This window comes from Collinsella aerofaciens, from assembly GCF_019131995.1.
Taxonomy (GTDB): Bacteria; Actinomycetota; Coriobacteriia; order Coriobacteriales; family Coriobacteriaceae; genus Collinsella; species Collinsella aerofaciens_S.
Map to the genome: position 1 here is coordinate 20,013 of NZ_JAHONA010000003.1, position 17,757 is coordinate 37,769.

The window sequence follows — 17,757 nt, forward strand, 5'->3', positions numbered from 1 at the left end:
CCTCCTTTCGTTATCGTGCACAAGGGCTCCGGCCCTGCGCAAATTCAAGTCCAACACATAGTACAGCGCCGCGGGGACACAAATCTCCGCGGCGCCTGTCAAGCCAATTTGTTATCGGTTGGAGTTTCTGTTGTAGCGAGCCATCAGGTAGAGCAGCTGAATGATCGAAGTGAGCGCTGCAGCAACATAGGTAAGCGCGGCTGCCGTCAGGACCTTCTTGGCACCATTGACCTGCTTGGAGCTCATGCCCGACTGCTCGATGTACGCCACGGCGCGGCGGCTGGCATCAATCTCGACCGGCAGCGTAACCAGTTGGAACAGCACGCTAAACGAGAAGAAGATCAGTGCGAGGGTCGTGAGTCCCGCGATGTTCATAAACAGGCCCAAGAGCAACACGATGGTCCAGGTGTTCTGGGTAAAGTTGACGACCGGCACGAGGGCGGTGCGAACCTTCATCATGGCGTAACCGCTTTGACGCTGGGCGGCATGGCCCGCCTCGTGGCAGGCGACGGCAACGCTTGCGACCGACCCGCCCGAACGGTTGGCATCCGAGAGATACAGGTTATTGTCCTGTGGGTTGTAATGGTCGGTGAGCTCGCCGGCGACACCCTTGATACCCACGGCGTTGCAGCCGTTGGCGTCGAGCATGCGGCGAGCGACCGTGGCGCCCGTGTCGCCGTCCGAGCGAACCTTGGACCAGGTTTTGTACGTCGAGTTGATATAGCTCTGCGCGGCAAGGCCAAGCACCGTGCAGACAAGAACAACCAGCAGGTACAGCGGGTCAATGCCAAAGCCGTATCCATAGTAATAAGGCATGCGAATTCCTCCGAATCGAGTTACACGTTGGAGGCATTCTACCCATTCGACTGACCAGCAAATCAACATCGATGTTTTGGCAATGTCAGCGAAAACGGCCGAGAGCGAGCAAGGTGACGTGAAAGAGAAGCGACGCGTACTTTGGTACGCGAGCGACGATTGAACGTCAGATTGCCGCTCTCGGCCGTTTGCAGCGTCGAGCTGTTACGCGGTTTGGTAAAACCGCGTAACTATATACCTACAGCAATTCGATTTTGCCGTCCTTCACCGTCAACCCCATATTGCCGGAAAGCAGATCGTCCAGGCGCGAGCCCACAAGCTCAAAGCGCCAACCTTCGCGCAGGCGGCTCTGCTCGGGATGCTCAATGTAGTCGGCCAGGTCATCGCGCGAGGCAATGACCGAGGTCGCAACGCCTGAGCGCTCGGCAACCAGGCGGATAAGCGCATACATAAGGTCAGTCACGCTCTCCAGCTCCGGCGAAATCTGACGATGTCCGCGCACCAAGAGCGGCAGGCGATCGTGCGGACAGCTCGCACCGCGCTTGATGGCCATGAGCGCACCGTCCACGTCGCGCTCCCCCAATTGATCGGTACCGCGAATGCTACGGAACTCCTCAACGCGCACGGGATTGCGCTTAACGAGCGCTAGCAGCGTGTCGTCGGACATGACCCACTTGCGTGGGATGTTGCGCCGCTCGGCGCGGTCCTCGCGCCAGGCGGCGAGCTCGCGCGCGATACTCAGCTGATGACGGCTGCACGAATTGATGCGCTTGACCTTGCGGAACGCCTCGTGGCGATCGGCGCGATAGTGCGACTCGTCAGCCAGCGGGTGCAGCTCGTCGAGCACCCAGTCCACACGGCCCAGCTCGCGCAGGCGGCTCATCATCTCGGTATAGGCGACGATCAGGTACTTGACGTCATCGATCGCATACTCAATCTGCTTATCGGTCAGCGGGCGGCGCGACCAGTCGGTCAGTGACTCGGTCTTGGGCAGCGATACGCCGCAGAACGTCTGAACAAGCGCGCCATACGAAATCTGCTGGCGCTCGCCCAAAAAGGCGGCGGCGACCTGCGTATCGAAAATCGGTCGTGGCAGCACGCCCACGGTATGGAGCATGACCTCCATATCCTGCGAGCACGCGTGGAAGACCTTGGTCACGCTCTCGTCGGCCATAAGCTCGGCCAGCGGCGATAGGTCGTCGATTACCAGGGGATCGACCGCGACGCTCTCAGCAGGGGTGGCAATCTGAACCAAACATAGACGCGGATGGAACGTGCGCTCGCGCAAAAACTCGGTATCGACGGCAATCGCGTCGAACTCACGGGCGCGCTGGCAAAAGTCGAGTAGAGCCTGATGTGTGGAAATGTACATATCAACCCATCGAATAAGGTTAGGCCCGAAAAACACGGGTAGGATATCGGCATTGCCTTACAACTATACTCGGTTAGTCACAGAACGGGAACGTAAGTATGCGCTGCCTTATCATCCACAACCCGGCATCGGGCCCCAGCTCAGATGAAATCTTCGCATTCACGCACGCCCTTGCACAGGGCGGCGACGAGGTCGTGATGCGCTTTATCGGCGATGGCATGGAACCCGAGGACGCCGTGGCAGACGTGCGCGAGTTTGACCGCGTGGTCGTTTCGGGCGGCGACGGCACTGTCTCCAACGTGCTCGACCAGATGCGCGGATGCGGTGTCCCCACGCTCGTCTTCCCCTCCGGTACGGCCTGCCTGTTCTTCTACAACATCGGCAATGCCCCCGAGGCGGCGGCGCTCGCCAAGGCCTGCCGTGCCGGTCGCACGGTCAAAGTCGACATGGGCGAGCTCTTTTGGCTCGACGAGAACGGCAACGAGAAGCGCCACGGCTTCATCATCATCGCCGGCTCGGGCTTCGACGCCGAGATCATGATGAAGGCCGCCCCCACCAAAAACGACATCGGCGAGATCGCTTACTTCCTCTCCGCGCTCGCCACGCCCAATCCCACGGTGGCGCACTTTACGATTGAGCATGACGGCATTGTCGAGGAGCTCGACGGCATCTGCTGCATGGCCGGCAACACCTCGGTCATCCAAAACGACATCAACCTGTTCCCCGACTGCCGTATGAACGATGGCATGGTCGACATTGCGGTCATCGAACCCGTAAAAACTGTGCAGCTTCTACCGACTGTGATCACCGCCGCACTCGACCCCGCCGGCAAGGTACTCGGCCGCCCGCAGTTCAAGATCATCCAGACCAAGGAAGCCAAGATCACCTGCACCCCGTCGCTGGGCATGCAGTTCGATGGCGAGATTATCTCCAGCAATTCGGGCGTCTTTGGAGCCCGCGCGCTTCCGCAATGCCTCGACCTCATCGTCGACGAATTCTCCCCGCTCGGAAAATAGGAGGACCCCATGAACGACAACCCCCTGATTGGCTTTATCGTCATCGTCTTGGCCATGCTCGTCGGCTATGCGATTAACGTAATCCACCGCCGGAAGAAGTAATTCCACACTGGTATGATATTCATCCAATCATCGTCTCCCCCGTTGTTTATGCATTTGCCAAACAGCGGGGGATTTTTCTTTGCGCCCCGTGCAAGGCGCTTTATTCAGGTACAGTAATTGCAGGGCGTCTTTATTTAACTAAAGCTAGATAATGAGTATTCTTGTCCGCTCATCGCATATTTTAGGACGCTCATCGAGTATTTCATCGAAATAGATGAATACTATTTAGACTTCCGATAGGCTAATAGATGTATTTATTAGCTGAAATCCTGCACGGTTCCGCGGGGTTTCAACGGTTGGGAGGGATCATGAGGTTTACTCATCCTGTCAACACGCTCAAAAAGCTCGGCTGCGGCCTTGCGTTTGGAGCAGCGGCCATCATGGCCATGCCGACTTCGGCGCTCGCCTGCACCCAGATCTACATGGGCAGCAAGCTCACGGCAGACGGCAACACGTACTATGGCCGTTCCGAGGACTTCGGTCCGCGCTATGTCAAGCACTTTGGCATTGAGCCCGCACACAAGGACGGCAACGAGTACACCTCGGTCGAGTCCGGTTTTGAGTACAAGTCCAAGGGCGCAACCTACCGCTACACCTTCGTTCGCGACAACCCCTCGCAGTGGGAAGATCGCTACGACGCATATTCCGAGGCTGGCATCAACGAGAAGGGCGTTTCCTGCTCTGCCACGCTGAGCACCTCCTATAACGAGAAGGCCGAAGAGGCCGATCCCATCACCGAGGAGACTGGCATTGGCGAGTACAGCTATGCCAGCGTCATCCTGGGCGAGAGCGCCACGGCCCGCGAGGGCGTCGAGCTCATCGGCAGCCTGATCGACGAGCAGGGCGTCTGCTCCAACGACCAGATCATCATCGCCGACAGCACCGAGACCTGGCTGTTCGCCGCGCTTTCCGGCCATCAGTGGATTGCTATGAAGCTCGCCGATGACATCGCCTCGCTCAACCCCAACATCGGCAACCTCACCTATAACGTCGACCTCGATGACACCGAGAACTGTCTCCATTCCGAGGGCATCGAGTCCATGCCTAAGGAGAAGGGCTTTGCCGAGTACACCGACAGCAAGTTCGACGTCGCCAAGACCTACGGCGAGGAGATTGGCGAGGCCGGTATGCACCAGTGGTCGCGCTATATCCAGGGTCGCGATTACTTCATGACCCCGCTGGCTGAAGGCACCGACTACGAGATCGTCAAGGACGAGCGAGAAGACGCTCGCGCCACGACCGGCGCCCTGGTCCACGAGATGCAGCCGCTGTTCTTCCAGCCCGGCAAGTCCGACTGGAACACCTTTGAGATGATCCGTTCCTTCGCCGCTCGCGGCGAGAATGTCGCCGGCCTCAACGCCAACACCGACGGCGCCTACGCCATCGGCTCCAACCGCAACACCGAGATCCACACCTTCCAGATCCGTCAGGGCATGGATCCCGAGATCGCGACCATCCAGTGGGAGATGCTCTCCAACGCCGAGTTCTCCGTCGCTATTCCCTTCTACTCTGCACTGCTCACCGAGGTCAGCCCCTACTTCAGCGATCAGGATGTCTCCTTCGATCACTGTGAAGAGGAAGACGTCGTGAACAACGAGGAGCCCAAGAACTCCATCAATTACGTCCTCATGGACATCAACACGCTCGCCGAGGAGAACCGCGACAACTGCGCCACCGGCGTCCGCGCCTACCTCGATGCGCTGCAGAAGGAGCTCATCGAGCAGAACCTGACCGTCGACGAGGCCATGCAGGCCGCCGAGGACACCGAGGCCCGTACCGCCCTGGCCAACAAGGCCGGCAAGGCTGCCACCAAGAACACCTACGTCAAGTGCAAGGCCATGCTCGAGGAGATGCGCGACTACCTCAAGGAGGGCGACTTCTCCGAGGAGTTCGTCCCGAGCGACTATGATGCCGACAACGACTGCCTGGTCGAGTCCATCACCTACGCCGACGAGGCCCTCTCCGATGAGGACGTAGCCGAGCCCGAGGTCGAGAAGGAAGAGGCCACCGAGAAGAAGTCCGAGGGCAACAACATGGCCGCCATGGCCGTTGGCGCCGTCGTCGTCATCGGTGTCTGCGGCTTCGTGCTCTATCGTCGCAAAAAGGCCTAAGAACCCCTCACCTTAAGGCGCGGGCGGGAAGGCCAAGGTCGCCCGCCCACCCAGCCGCCCGTTCGACCGGCGGGAAACGTCGCCGAAATCTTTTCAAAAAAGATTTCCCTGTACACACTTCGCTGTGCTATAGTGCAGCGCAACAGCAACTAGGTGCGACCGCGCCATGGCATCACGAAAGGAGTCACCAATATGAAGGACACGATGACGTCTCTCAACAACTGGTGGTGGCGTGATGCGAATACGATCGGTCGACAGTGAGTCTCTCATGCCTGTTTTTGCGCTCTAGGTGATTGGAAGGCCTCCGGTTTCGACCGGGGGCCTTTTTCTATCTCGAGCCCGATCGCATTCGCATCACGCGCCTCCGCTTTTCTCTTGCACTCCCCTTCCGAAAGGATTTTCACCATGTCTCAGAACACCACCGCCGCCCAGCCCCGCACCGTCCAGACCGCCGACCGCGGCAAACTCGATGTCCGCGCCCTCGTCCTGCTCGCCATCCTGCTCGCCGCCGGCTTCATCCTCAACTTCACCGTCGGCAAGGCAATCTCGGGCATCTCGGGCGGCATGATCAGCCCCGAGTTCATCATCTCGGCCTTCTGCCTCACCATCCTGGTCGTTCGCCCCAACATCGGTCAGGCGCTCGTCATTGGCCTCATCTCGGCTGCCGTGATCCAGATCACCACCACTTCGCCCTTTGTCGATTTTGCCGCCGAAGGCATCGCCGCCATGCTCATGGCCGGCATCGTCAACGCCGCCGGCAAGAACGGTCAGGTCAAGCCCGCGATCGCCATTGTCGCAACCTTCCTGACCACCTTTGTCTCCGGCGTCATCTTCATGATCATCAAGATGGCCATGCTCGGCGTGGTAGGCGAGCTCGCCGCCGCCATGCTGCCCGTCGTCGCCATGACCGCCGTCTTTAACGCCATTCTGGTCGGCGCCCTCTACCTGCCCATTCAGAAGGCCCTTAGGCTCAACTAACCCGCTCGGCTTTACGAGCCACCCCATCTTGGCGTTCATTCGTCGCTCGCGTACCCAAGTACGCTTCGCTCCTCTTTCGCGCCAACCTGGGGCCCCTCGTAAAGCCGTCTCCGTGCTTCACCATCAAAGACTGTCCCAAACGACTAGCTTTTGGGGACGTTCTTAAACGACTAGTCATTAAAGAACGTCCCCAATGACTATGAAAGGTATCCATGGAAACGATCATCAACGTCGACGATGTCTCGTTCTCCTATGGCACGCAGACCGAGCAGGCGCTCAGCCACATCTCGCTCAGCGTGAACAAGGGAGATTTCATCGGCATCATCGGGCCCTCAGGCGCCGGCAAGTCTACGCTTGCCGCCTGCCTGTCGGGTGCCGTGCCCCACCACTACACCGGCACGTTCTTTGGGTCCGTCATGGTTGACGGCCACGACACCTGCGAGGTCTCGCTGACCGACGTGTCGCAAATCGTCGGCAGTGTGCTGCAGGATATCGACACGCAGATGGTCGCCTCGGTCGTCGAGGACGAGATGCTCTTTGGCCTCGAGAACTTTGGCGTTCCCCACGACCAGATCGAGCAGCGCGTGAGCGAAACGCTCGAGACCGTCGGCATCAGCGACCTGCGCGACCGCGAGATCGCCACCCTCTCGGGCGGACAGAAGCAAAAGGTAGCCATCGCCGCCATCCTCGCCATGCGTCCGCGCGTCTTGGTTCTCGACGAGCCCACCGCGGCACTCGACCCCGCCAGCTCCACGTTGGTCTTCGAGACGTTGCGTGAGGCAAACCGCACACTTGGAATCACCATCGTCGTCGTTGAGCAAAAGGTCGCCCTGCTCTCGGAGTACTGCAACCGCGTGCTCGTGCTCAACCATGGCGAAATCGCGCTGCAGGGCGAGCCACACGAGGTCTTCGCGCATACCGACGAGCTTCGTGCCATCGGCGTCGACTGCCCTCGCGTCACGCGTATCTTCAATAGCCTCGAAACCGATGGTCTAGTAAGCGGTACCCCTTGCTTGGATGTCGATGAGGCCGAGTGCCTGATTTCGGGCATCGTCGACCCCGCACGCGCGGCTATCGAAGCCCAGGCGCCCGCCGGTTCCCCGCATGCACCGTCGTTGCGCCCTCATGCCAAGGACGCCGAACCCGTACTCACCTTCGACCATGTTGAGTTTGCCTATCCCAATGGCGGAGCCGCCGTACACGACCTTAGCCTGACGCTCTATCCTGGCGAGCTCGTGGGCATCGTCGGCCAAAACGGTGCCGGCAAGACCACGCTCACCAAGCTGCTCACGGGTCTGCTCAAGCCCGCCTCGGGCAGCGTGCGCGTCACGGGACTGGATACCGCAACCGTCCCCACGAGCCGCATTGCCCGCGAGGTCGCAACCCTCTTCCAAAACCCTGACCGTCAAATCTGCAAGGACACCGTGCTCGACGAGGTCGCCTTTGGCTTGGAGCTTGGCGGCATGGACCGCGCCGAGGCTCTGCGTCGTGCCCAACTCGTCATCGACCGCTTTGGCTTGCCGGCCGACGAGGCGCCTTTCTCGCTTTCGCGCGGCCAGCGACAAATGGTGGCACTCGCCTCCGTCGTGGTCGTAGAGCCCAAAATCGTGGTGCTCGACGAGCCCACGAGCGGCCTTGATTACCGCGAGTGCATGACCGTCATGGAAACGGTGCGTACCATGGCCGAGCGTGGCTGCGCCGTAATCATGGTCTGCCACGACATGGAAGTCGTCTCCGACTTTGCCGAGCGCATCGTAGTAATGGCCGACGGTCGCATCCTCGATCGCGGCCGCACGCACGAGCTGTTCTCGAACATCGAACTCATGCAGCATGCCTACGTTGAGCCGCCCCAGGTCATCGAACTCTCGCGCCGTCTGGCATCTTCCGTCTCGCCCGCTTTTGCGCAGGTGAGCGAGGTCACCGATGTCGTTCGAATTACCAAGGAGATGGTCCACCGTGGTTAACGTCATCGACTACATGCCGGGCGATACGCTGCTGCATCGCCTGAATCCCGTCGTCAAACTGGGCCTCGCCGCCGCCATCATCGTCGGCATCTTTTTGTCCGACACCTACGTGGCGCTGCTGGGCTTTCTGGCGCTCACGCTCGCACTGGGAGCTTACGCCGGCGTCGTCGACCGTCTGTTCTCGCTGCTCAAGTTGCTGATTCCGCTCGCGCTTATCATGCTGATGCTCCAGCTGGCCTTTATGCGCGATGGCAACGTGGTGTGGGGTTTTATCACCGACACGGGCCTCATCACAGGATCGAAGGCCTGCCTGCGCCTGCTGGGTGTGGCGTTACCACTCATCCTCATGCTCATGGTGACCAAGCTCAACGACCTTGCCAACGCCTGCGTCGAGGTGCTGCATGTGCCGTATCGCTATGCCTTCACCTTTACCACGGCGCTGCGCTTTGTACCGGTGTTTGGTCAGGAGATGAATGCCATCATGGAGGCGCAGACCGCACGCGGCGTCGAGTACGATACCAAGAACCCCATCAAGAAGCTTAAGCTCATGCTGCCACTGTGCGTGCCACTGCTCATCTCGAGCGTGGGCAAGACCGATGCCACAGCCTTGGCGGCAGAACAGCGCGGCTTCTATCTGCGCACACGCGCCAGCTCGTACAAGCGCTATCCCATCAAGGGTCTGGACATCGCCGTGCTCATCGTCAGCATCGCCCTCATCGCCATCGGCTTCCTGTTCTAGTTCACCACCGACAGCAACCACCCAACGCAAAAGGCCTCGGCTCGCACCAAACGAGCCGAGGCCTTTACTGTTTCCCCAGATAATACCTACCAAAAATAAACCTGTCCCTTTTTGGCAGATCGAGGGCTATTGGCGGTAGGGGGCGCCGCTGCGGATGACGGATTCGCGCACCAAGACGTCCATGGCGTCGAGGGTAATCTCGGGCATCTCGCGGTATTTCTGCAGCACCGAGAGCTCGGTGCAGGCCAGAATGACGCGGTCGCAGCCGCTACGGGCGAACTCCCACATCACGCGGTCGAACTTATCCATATCGGGCTCACGTCCGGCCTTCACGTCATCGTAGATAAGCGACATCACATCGTTCTGACGTTTCTCGCTGGGATAGACAACCTCAACACCCGCAGCCTTACATTCGCGTCCGTAGACGCCCGCGCCCACGGTTCCATCGGTTCCCATAATGCCAATCTTGTGCACCGGCTCGGCCGGCATACTCAGGTTGGGGTCGAACTCGCACTCCCCCATCACCGCACCCGCAAGGGCATAGCGCACCGACTCACGCGGCATGTGGATAATCGGCACCTTCGTAAACGACTGGATCTGGTCGTAGAAGTAGTGCGACGTGTTGCAGGGAATGGCAATGTGCGCACAGCCCAGCGACTCGAGTGCCTGGGCACACTCTTTCATGGTCGCCAGCAGCTTGGCATGCTCGCCGGTCTTAATGGCCAACGTGCGGTCGGGCATGGTCGACTTGGAGAGCACCACCATGTCGATATGTTCCTGATCGCAGGCAGCAGCCGTATGACGCACCACCTGGTCGTAGTAATACGACGTGGCCTCGGCGCCCATGCCGCCGATAACTCCCAGCTTTTCCATCGCCGCCTCCTTGGTGACGCTTGCGCAATTGCGCGTATCGTACCCGCGCCCGCCCGATGCAAACCGGACGGGCGCCGCACTCATCTACTTGTAATACGTCTTGAACAGCTTAAAGTGGCGCAGCTTAGTGTGCCACATGCGCAGCCAGCGGTTAAAGACAAAGTCGCCCTTCATAAACGAAGGGTCGGCGCCCTTGCCTTCCTTGTCCAGGCGATGCACCTTAGCGCGCAGCTCGGGATCCTTGACGTATTTGTCGACGACGCCCATGGGGACGACCATCCACAGAGCCTCGTCCTGCGCCGTCACAAACTCCGGCGCAAACGGGCGGTTGAACACATACTCGTCCACCACATACTTGGCAACGTTAAAGCCGCTGTTGGTAACGTAGTAGTTGCTGCGGCCCTGGCGCGTGTTGAAATCGAAGAACTTAAACGAGCCATCGCGCTCGTCGTACTTAACGTCAAAGTTGGAATAGCCCACAAAGTGAAGGTCCTCGAGCAACTTGCGCACGCCGCCCATGAGCTCGTCATTAGGCTCGGTAATGATACAGGCATGGTTGCCGACACCGTGGGGCTGATGCTCCTCGAGCAGTACGTGACCCAGGCACATCATGCGCACCTTGCCGTTGCGGTCGGAATAGCTGGTGAGCACGCGCATGTACTCGTCGTTACCGGGCACGCGGTCCTGTAAGATCAGGTCGTCGGTGTAGCCACTGGCATACGAGTCGCGAATGACCTGTTCCAGCTCGGCACGGTCGGCAATCTCATAGGCCTTTTTCTGGCCCTCGAACTCGTGCTGCCACCACATGATGCCGTCAGAAGGCTTCAGAATCATCGGGTAAGGAAAATCGATCTGGTCGAGCACTTCGGCAGGCGCCTCACCCTGGGCATTGAGCATCGCCTTGGTAAAGGTAAACGTGTGCGGATGGGGCACGCCATGTTTCTCGCACAGCTCGTAGAAGATCTCCTTCTTCTGGCACTGCTCGAGCATGCTGTAGGGCGCGTAGGGAGCGACGATGTTGTCCGCCAGCTCATGAGCATCCTTGGCCTGAGCCACGAGGGCAACATAGTTGTCGCCACAGCCCACAAGGACAATCGTCTTGTCGGCATGCGCTTGGGCAATGCCGTTGACGGTTTTGAGCATCACGGGCATGGTGTCGATATCCACGTTGGGCGTGTAGTCGATAATCTGGCTGCGGTACGCGGGACCCGTCTGATACTTGCCAAAGACCAGACTCTTGACCTGGTACTCCTCGTAGAAGGCGCGCGCCACCGAATAGGCGTTGATGTCGCCACCGAGCAGCACGGGAATGAACTCGCGCTCTGTAAATTGCAATGCCATGGAAACTTCCTATCTAGAACTGCCCCAGAACGGGTGGTCTTTGAGCAACCGTTTTATTCTAGCGTGCCGAGCCGCCGGCACCCAAAGCTCCACCGTATCTATGGCAAGCAGGCGTTTATGATCGAGCCCGCAGGGTTCCGTAACGTTAAAGTTGAACTCTATGGTTTCTCAACAATTCACTATAACTGCAGGTCAAGGCCAAAGCCTCAAGTTCAACTTGACCCTTTAGAACCTTTAAGGTTCAAGTTGAGGTCGAAAGCAGTAGTAGAATACCTTTCGTACCATAACCTACGATTGATTGCAGAGGGACTGGATGCAGCATTCGAACCATCGCACCGCAGCGCTCATCGCGTCGAAGCCGGCTCGTATCATCACGAGCGCCGCGCTCGCCGTTGCACTGACGGCCGCGCCGATGCTCTCCCCCGTCGCCGCCTATGCCGCCTCGCAGGCAACGCAGGATCAGCTTTCCGCTGCCCAGCAGAAGATCGAAGCCGCCACGAGCGCCTACAACGAGGCCCGCACCAAGCTCGAGGATCTGCAGAAGCAAATCGACACCAACGAGGCAAGCATCGAGAAGATCGAAGCCGAACTTCCCGATCAACAGGCCAAGGCGAGCTCCGCCATGCGCGATCTGTATAAGTATCAGAAGGGTACCAATCCCATCGTGAGCTTCCTGGTCAACGCGCAGAGCCTGGGCGAGTTCATCACCACCTGCAAGTACACCAACCAGATCACGAGCTCGAGCGTCGACGAGATCGAAGAGCTCAACAAGATGCAGACCGAGCTCGAGCAGAACAAGACCGAGCTCGAGCAGGCCAAGTCCCAGCTCGAGGCCGAGCAGAAAACCGCCGAGGACGCACTGGCACAGGCCCAGCAGCTTCGCAGCGAAGCCCAGGCAAAGGCCGAGCAGGAGAATGCCGCCGAGCTGGCCAAGCTCGAGGCCGACAAGGCCGCTGCCGCCGAGAAGCTCTCGGGCGAGGGCGTGAGCGGCAACAACTCCAACAGCCAGGCCAATAACGCCAACACCACCATCGACACCACGGTGAACAACTCCAATACCGGCAACTCCGATTACGACTCGTTTATCAACGAGTGGACGAGTCGCATCGACAACTACCTCGCCGGCTCCCCCATGGCAGGCCAGGGTCATAACTTTGCCGTGGCAGCCTGGAACACCGGTGTTGACCCTCGCTGGTCTCCCGCCATCGCCTGCATCGAGAGCAGCAAGGGCCTCTATTGTGCCGGCTCCTATAACGCCTGGGGTTGGAGCGCCCGTGGCGGCGGCTGGCGGAGCTTTGGCAGCTGGAGCGAGGGCGTCTCTGCCCACGTTGCCTACCTTGGCGCCAACTATGGCTCCACGCTTACCCCGGCAGCCGCCAAAAAGTACTGCCCGCCCACGTGGCAGGACTGGTACAACAAGGTTGCAGCCCAGATGAACCGCATCTAAGATCAACGTCAAAGGGCCCCAATCGGGGCCCTTTTTCTTTTACGCGACGGAGGTATCGACGACACCAGTCGCGTTTGCGATGGCAACAATGATAATCATTGCCAACAAGAGCACACCCATGGCCTTGAGCCAGAGCTTTGCAAGCTTTTTACCGCGATATCTATCGAGTAGTTCAAACCGCCGGCGAAGGCGGCGTTTATCGAGCATCGCAAAATGAATGAGCACTACGAGACCGTCGACGAAGATAAAATACTCAATCGCGAGAAACCACATCGGGTAGTTTTGGTTGGCGCCCGTGGGATGAAAAACGGCAACATGGCTTCCGGCAAAGAAAACAAGTAGCGAAAGATAGACGAATGCGTTCCAAATGCGCCCAATTGTGTCGGGAATGCGGGAAAGTAAACTCGAGCGCTCAGACACCAACGGCAATCCACCCTGAGACTGATCCGTGGGGAGCACGGGCGCAGGGCACACAGCTCGCCGCTCCGGAGGCTCTTGGAAGGAAGCAGCATTCGGCGCGCACGACGGCGTCGGTGCGGACAACGCATACGATGCGCGCACAGCGTGCCCTAGCGCCTTCGCGCTTGCAAAGCGCTTGTCCGGATCGAGTGCCATCGCCATGCAAATAACATCGGCAAGCGAGGCGGGGATATCATATGCCTCGCATTGCTCGCGCATGCCCCGACCCGGCTTGGGGTCGGCCCCCGTCAGACAAAAGAACAGCAGGGCACCGAGCGCATAGACATCGCTTCGCACGCCCGTCTGGCCAAAACCATACTGCTCGGGCGGTGCATAGGGACGCGTGCCAAACTTAACGGTATCGGCATCGGCTCCCTCACGCCACGCGCGAGCGATTCCCAAGTCGATAATCACCAGCGATGAAAACGTCATGCCCGTATCGGGCGTATAGCTCGCGCCCGACACGATGATATTCGAGGGCTTTAGGTCGCGATGGATCACCGGCGCAGCCATCTCCCCCGCCGACGCAAAGCCGGCATGGAGCTCCGCAACTGCATCACAAAGGGCGCCAAACAGTTCACAAGCATAATGGGGCGACTCACCCAAACGTCCCACCAGGGCCCCGAGTGTTTCGCCTTCGATGTATTCCATGACCACGCAAAGCTCGTCGCCCACGCGGCGGCAATCGACAATCCGAGGCAAGTGCTCGTAGCGTCGCCCGGCATGCTGGGCAGCAAACAGGCGTTCATACGCCCCACCAATCTGGGCCGACGCGTCGATGCGCTTGCGAACAAAGGGGCCAAGAGATCCTCCGCCGGAGCCCTCAAAGTACACGAGCTCGGTCGTCTCGACGTCGGAGTGCTTGAGCACACGGTCTACGCGATAACTGTCATCACGCTCGAGTGACGCCAGGTGTCCGGCGAGCGCAGCGGTCAGCTCATCATCGGAATATGTTGGGCTCTGAGTATCCATAGCGTCCATAATAACGCAGGGCATGGACGCCCCATGACGCCCGTGCCCCGCACGTTCTAAATCTCGTGAACGGCGCTTCCGCCGGCAGCCAACCGTTAGCTCACCGTCTCCTCACCAAAGCGATACAGCTCCTCGTTCACCTTTTGCAGGCTGCAGCCGCGATCGATACAGAAAATGATGATGGCGTCACGGCGGTCCTTGCAGTTGAGGACATTGGCGCCCGCCGCCGTCAAGGCGCGGTTGGTCTCCTTGAGCGTCAACGCCATCGCAAAGGCAATCTGCAGCACCTTATTACGGCTTGGGTGGCGCGCACCGGTAAAAAATTGATAACCAAAGGTCTCGTTGAGGTCGGCCATGCGCACCACGCGCGAACGCTCTAAGCCCTTTTCCTGCAGCAGCTGCTTAAGGTAGTCCGAAAGCGACGGGGCGGCAAAGTCGTGCTCTTTGATATAGCCCTCGATACTCGGGGCATCAAGCAGCTCGTTGAGCAACTCTTCGGTTAGCTTCTTATCGGGCATATGGCCTCACCCCCAGCTCGCATAGTAACCATGTTTTTAATTCTAGTTAAAAACCGCTCACGTCAGAACGTTCCCAGCTGGCAACCTGGTCGGGAGATACCGTGCTCATCGCTTCGAACTTCCAGGTGCCACCCGCTTTGAGATGGTTGGTGTTCGCAAGAGCCGTTCCCACCTGATTGCCGTCTGCGTCATACAGAACATACTCAATCTGAATGTAGCTTTGCTCTTTATCCGTATTATTGGTCAACGTGCCAGTGATCATATACGCGAACTGATTAGACGTATCCCCGGCCTCATCCGAAACCGTATAGGGTTCTTGTGCCTCTTTTTGTTCCTCGACTTGCTGGGTCTGTTCGGCAGGCTTTGCTGCATCACCCGTTGACGAATCAGACGAGTTACCACCCATAGAGCCTACAACGCCGGCAACAACGAGCACCACGATGACGCCCAGAATGATCTTGCCGATCGGCTTCTTTCCCTCTTTTGCCATTATGCATCCTTCCTACGATCCGGCTACCGTGCCGGCACACAGCACATCGTAGGAGGCAGCGAGCTCAAATTCATTAGCTGGGAGCTAATGTCGCAACACAGCTTGCCACCTGGCACTCATTGAGTCCTTTTTTTCCTTCACCGAACTCATGCCTTTGTTGTTGACTATTAAACATTTAGACGTAAACTGCTTTGTTACCTTGTCAACATCTGAAAGGAACCTCATTGGGAAAAGACGTACTGGTGCAGCAACTCGTCGACTCATTCGACAGCTGGCCCGCCAAAAAAACCGGTTGCGGATCGTCCCGCATGACACAAGAGCTCTATCCTTTTGACAAGCTCTTCTCTCCCATCAAAATCAACAAGCTCACCGTCAAAAACCGCATTGTCATGGCGCCGATGGGCAATATCGACATGTGCGAGGAAACTGGTCGCCCCAGCGACATGATGCTGCAGTACTTTTTCGCCCGCGCCAAAGGCGGCTGCGGCCTCATCACAACAGGACTCGTACCGGTAAGCCACGGCATCGATACCACGGTCACCGAGCTGGACAAGCTCACCTATTTCCCGCGCATCGATCGAAGCCGAACCGTTATGGCAGGCTGGCGCGACCTTGCCCAAGGTGTCCATGCCTTCGGATCGCGCATTTTTGTCCAGCTTACGGCTGGACTCGGCCGCGTGGGCAACCCACAATGCCTCATCACGCAAAAGAAGTTTCCGGTCTCGGCGAGTTTCTTGCCTAACTACTACATCCCCGCCATTCCATGCATGCGCCTCTCGGACCAAAAGCTGCGCCGTATCGTAAACAATATCGGCCAAGCGGCGGCCGATGCCCATGCCATGGGCATCGATGGCGTCTGTTTGCACGGGCACGAGGGTTATCTTATCGAGCAGCTCGGAAACCCCGCCTTTAACCATCGCAAGCTCGGACGTTATGCCGATTGGCGTCAATTTGGCCTCGATATGGTCAAAGAAATCCGTCGCCGCGTTGGGCCCGACTACCCCATCATGTACCGCATCGACCTTTCGCTTGCACTCGAGGAAACCTATGACGAGCAGGTCATGAATTCGACCTATCTGGGACGCATGCGCGGCGGCCGCACAGTCGAACAGACCCTGTGTTATATGGAAGAGCTCGTGGCGGCGGGAGTAGACATCTTTGACGTCGACCTTGGTTGCTATGACAACTGGTGGATGCCCCACCCGCCTGCGAGCATGCCCGCAGGCTGCTTCGTTCCCGTGGCGCGCGCCGTTCGGGAGCGCTTTGCCGCCGACAATATCCGCTCCAATGCCGGCCTTCCCGTACCCGTTGTCGCGGTGGGTAAGTTGGGCTACCCCGACATTGCCGAACGCGCCCTTCGCAATGGCGACGCCGATATGATCATGCTCGGACGCCCGCTGCTTGCGGATCCCGAGTGGCCCAACAAGGCGTACGCCGGTCGCGTGGCAGATATTCGCCCCTGTATCGGATGCCAGGAAGGATGCCTCAACGAGTTTGTCGAAGGGGGCCATCCGCAGTGTGCCGTCAATCCACGCTGCAGCTTTGAATACCTCATGCCCCAGACACCCGCTCCCACCATAGAACCCAAACGCATAGCGGTGATAGGAGCCGGACCCGCCGGGATGGTCTGTGCGCTAATCGCCGCGCGTCGTGGCCACGACGTAAAGCTCATCGACGCCGAAGATGAACTTGGAGGAAAACTCCTCTCCGCCAGCGCCGCCCGGATCAAGTTCGACCTCGATAATTACCGCTCTTATCTTGTTCGACAGGTGCGCGAGCAGGCAGAAAAACCCAACGGGAACCTGACACTCGAACTTGGACGGGCGGCACGCGCCGAAGATCTTGCAAAAGCAGACTTCGACGCAATCGTGTGCGCGACAGGCACTTCCAATGCGATACCGCCCGTCCCCGGCCTTACGGAGCTTGCAGCATCGGGCCATGCCGTGCAGGCAACGCAGCTACTGCGCCAACCCGCGCTGCTTGGCAACGCCAAAACCGTCGCCATCATTGGCGGAGGGGCCGTGGGCTGCGAGGTTGCCCAATGGCTCACCGTCGAACACGGCATACCACAGGTCAGCGTAATTGAAATGCTGCCTCACATGATGCAGGGCGCCTGCACGGCAAATCGTGGCCACCTACTCCATGCGCTCAGGGGACGCAATGTGCGGCTCCTCAATATGACACGCGTCGAGCGCGCGGAAGTCGGCGGCAAACGCGAGTCTGGAGCCCCATCGAGGTGCGCGCGTCTCCACTTGAGTCGCAACTGCCACAAAAACGTTCCCGACCCCTACGTCTCGTGGTCACCGATCTTGCCCGAGAACGTCGAAAATCCGCTTGCACCCAAAATCGGAAACGACCGGAAGTCGCTCGAGCTAACCTGCGACCTGGTAATCATTGCCTGCGGCGGACACCCCGACGACGCGCTGTTCTACAAACTGCAGCAGACACACGCCGCAGACGAGCTGCATAGCATCGGCGATGGGTTTGCACCCGGCCGTGTGCTCGAAGCGGTCCGTGCGGCATACCGGCTCGGCACCAATATCTAACACGAAAGGATGG

At 59.0% G+C, this 17,757-nt stretch carries 14 protein-coding genes; 7 read left to right on the forward strand and 7 right to left on the reverse strand.

The window, feature by feature from the left end; all coding sequences use genetic code 11:
- Positions 1-111: 111 nt before the first annotated feature.
- Positions 112-816 (reverse strand): zinc metallopeptidase, encoded by a 705-nt coding sequence (locus tag KSY82_RS01360; protein ID WP_118081779.1) that lies wholly within the window; start codon positions 814-816, stop codon positions 112-114.
- 238 nt (positions 817-1,054) lie between these two features.
- On the reverse strand, positions 1,055-2,188 hold the full coding sequence (gene rnd, locus KSY82_RS01365) for a ribonuclease D (RefSeq protein WP_217749947.1): 1,134 nt from the start codon (positions 2,186-2,188) through the stop codon (positions 1,055-1,057).
- 98 nt (positions 2,189-2,286) lie between these two features.
- Here rnd and KSY82_RS01370 point away from each other — a divergent pair, with 98 nt between their 5' ends.
- From KSY82_RS01370 to KSY82_RS01390, 5 genes are all read left to right on the forward strand, one after another.
- Positions 2,287-3,204 carry a diacylglycerol/lipid kinase family protein gene (locus tag KSY82_RS01370; RefSeq protein ID WP_217749948.1) on the forward strand — a complete coding sequence of 306 codons (918 nt, stop codon included), beginning with the start codon at positions 2,287-2,289 and terminating at the stop codon, positions 3,202-3,204.
- Positions 3,205-3,614: 410 nt separating this feature from the next.
- Positions 3,615-5,417 (forward strand): C69 family dipeptidase, encoded by a 1,803-nt coding sequence (locus KSY82_RS01375; RefSeq protein ID WP_217749949.1) that lies wholly within the window; start codon positions 3,615-3,617, stop codon positions 5,415-5,417.
- A gap of 405 nt (positions 5,418-5,822) precedes the next feature.
- Entirely contained in the window at positions 5,823-6,395 is a 573-nt protein-coding gene (locus KSY82_RS01380) for a hypothetical protein (protein ID WP_195245723.1), read from the forward strand.
- Positions 6,396-6,607: 212 nt separating this feature from the next.
- Positions 6,608-8,359, forward strand: coding sequence for an ABC transporter ATP-binding protein (locus KSY82_RS01385; protein ID WP_215673838.1), 1,752 nt, complete (start codon positions 6,608-6,610; stop codon positions 8,357-8,359).
- On the forward strand, positions 8,352-9,098 hold the full coding sequence (locus tag KSY82_RS01390; RefSeq protein ID WP_055309787.1) for an energy-coupling factor transporter transmembrane component T family protein: 747 nt from the start codon (positions 8,352-8,354) through the stop codon (positions 9,096-9,098). The genes KSY82_RS01385 and KSY82_RS01390 overlap by 8 nt, the downstream gene beginning before the upstream one ends.
- Positions 9,099-9,224: 126 nt before the next feature.
- On the opposite strand, the gene KSY82_RS01395 is transcribed toward KSY82_RS01390, so the two are convergent.
- Both KSY82_RS01395 and KSY82_RS01400 read right to left on the reverse strand, forming a co-directional pair.
- Positions 9,225-9,971: an aspartate/glutamate racemase family protein gene (locus KSY82_RS01395; protein ID WP_254881658.1), complete on the reverse strand. Its 747-nt coding sequence runs from the start codon at positions 9,969-9,971 to the stop codon at positions 9,225-9,227.
- 84 nt (positions 9,972-10,055) lie between these two features.
- Positions 10,056-11,312, reverse strand: a complete 1,257-nt coding sequence (locus tag KSY82_RS01400) for a carboxylate--amine ligase (protein WP_217749951.1) — start codon at positions 11,310-11,312, stop codon at positions 10,056-10,058.
- Between the two features lie 313 nt (positions 11,313-11,625).
- On the opposite strand from KSY82_RS01400, the gene KSY82_RS01405 reads away from it, so the two are divergent.
- Positions 11,626-12,759 carry a coiled-coil domain-containing protein gene (locus KSY82_RS01405; protein WP_217749952.1) on the forward strand — a complete coding sequence of 378 codons (1,134 nt, stop codon included), beginning with the start codon at positions 11,626-11,628 and terminating at the stop codon, positions 12,757-12,759.
- A gap of 39 nt (positions 12,760-12,798) precedes the next feature.
- Here KSY82_RS01405 and KSY82_RS01410 read toward each other — a convergent pair whose 3' ends face one another.
- The 3 genes from KSY82_RS01410 to KSY82_RS01420 all read right to left on the reverse strand — a co-directional run bounded on the left by KSY82_RS01410 (position 12,799) and on the right by KSY82_RS01420 (position 15,198).
- Positions 12,799-14,214, reverse strand: coding sequence for a serine/threonine protein kinase (locus KSY82_RS01410; RefSeq protein ID WP_217749953.1), 1,416 nt, complete (start codon positions 14,212-14,214; stop codon positions 12,799-12,801).
- A gap of 71 nt (positions 14,215-14,285) precedes the next feature.
- Positions 14,286-14,708 carry an XRE family transcriptional regulator gene (locus tag KSY82_RS01415; RefSeq protein WP_217749954.1) on the reverse strand — a complete coding sequence of 141 codons (423 nt, stop codon included), beginning with the start codon at positions 14,706-14,708 and terminating at the stop codon, positions 14,286-14,288.
- A 46-nt stretch (positions 14,709-14,754) separates the two neighbouring features.
- Positions 14,755-15,198 carry an FxLYD domain-containing protein gene (locus KSY82_RS01420; RefSeq protein ID WP_217749955.1) on the reverse strand — a complete coding sequence of 148 codons (444 nt, stop codon included), beginning with the start codon at positions 15,196-15,198 and terminating at the stop codon, positions 14,755-14,757.
- Positions 15,199-15,422: 224 nt separating this feature from the next.
- On the opposite strand from KSY82_RS01420, the gene KSY82_RS01425 reads away from it, so the two are divergent.
- Positions 15,423-17,744, forward strand: coding sequence for an NAD(P)/FAD-dependent oxidoreductase (locus KSY82_RS01425; RefSeq protein WP_217749956.1), 2,322 nt, complete (start codon positions 15,423-15,425; stop codon positions 17,742-17,744).
- The last annotated feature ends 13 nt before the right edge of the window (positions 17,745-17,757 follow it).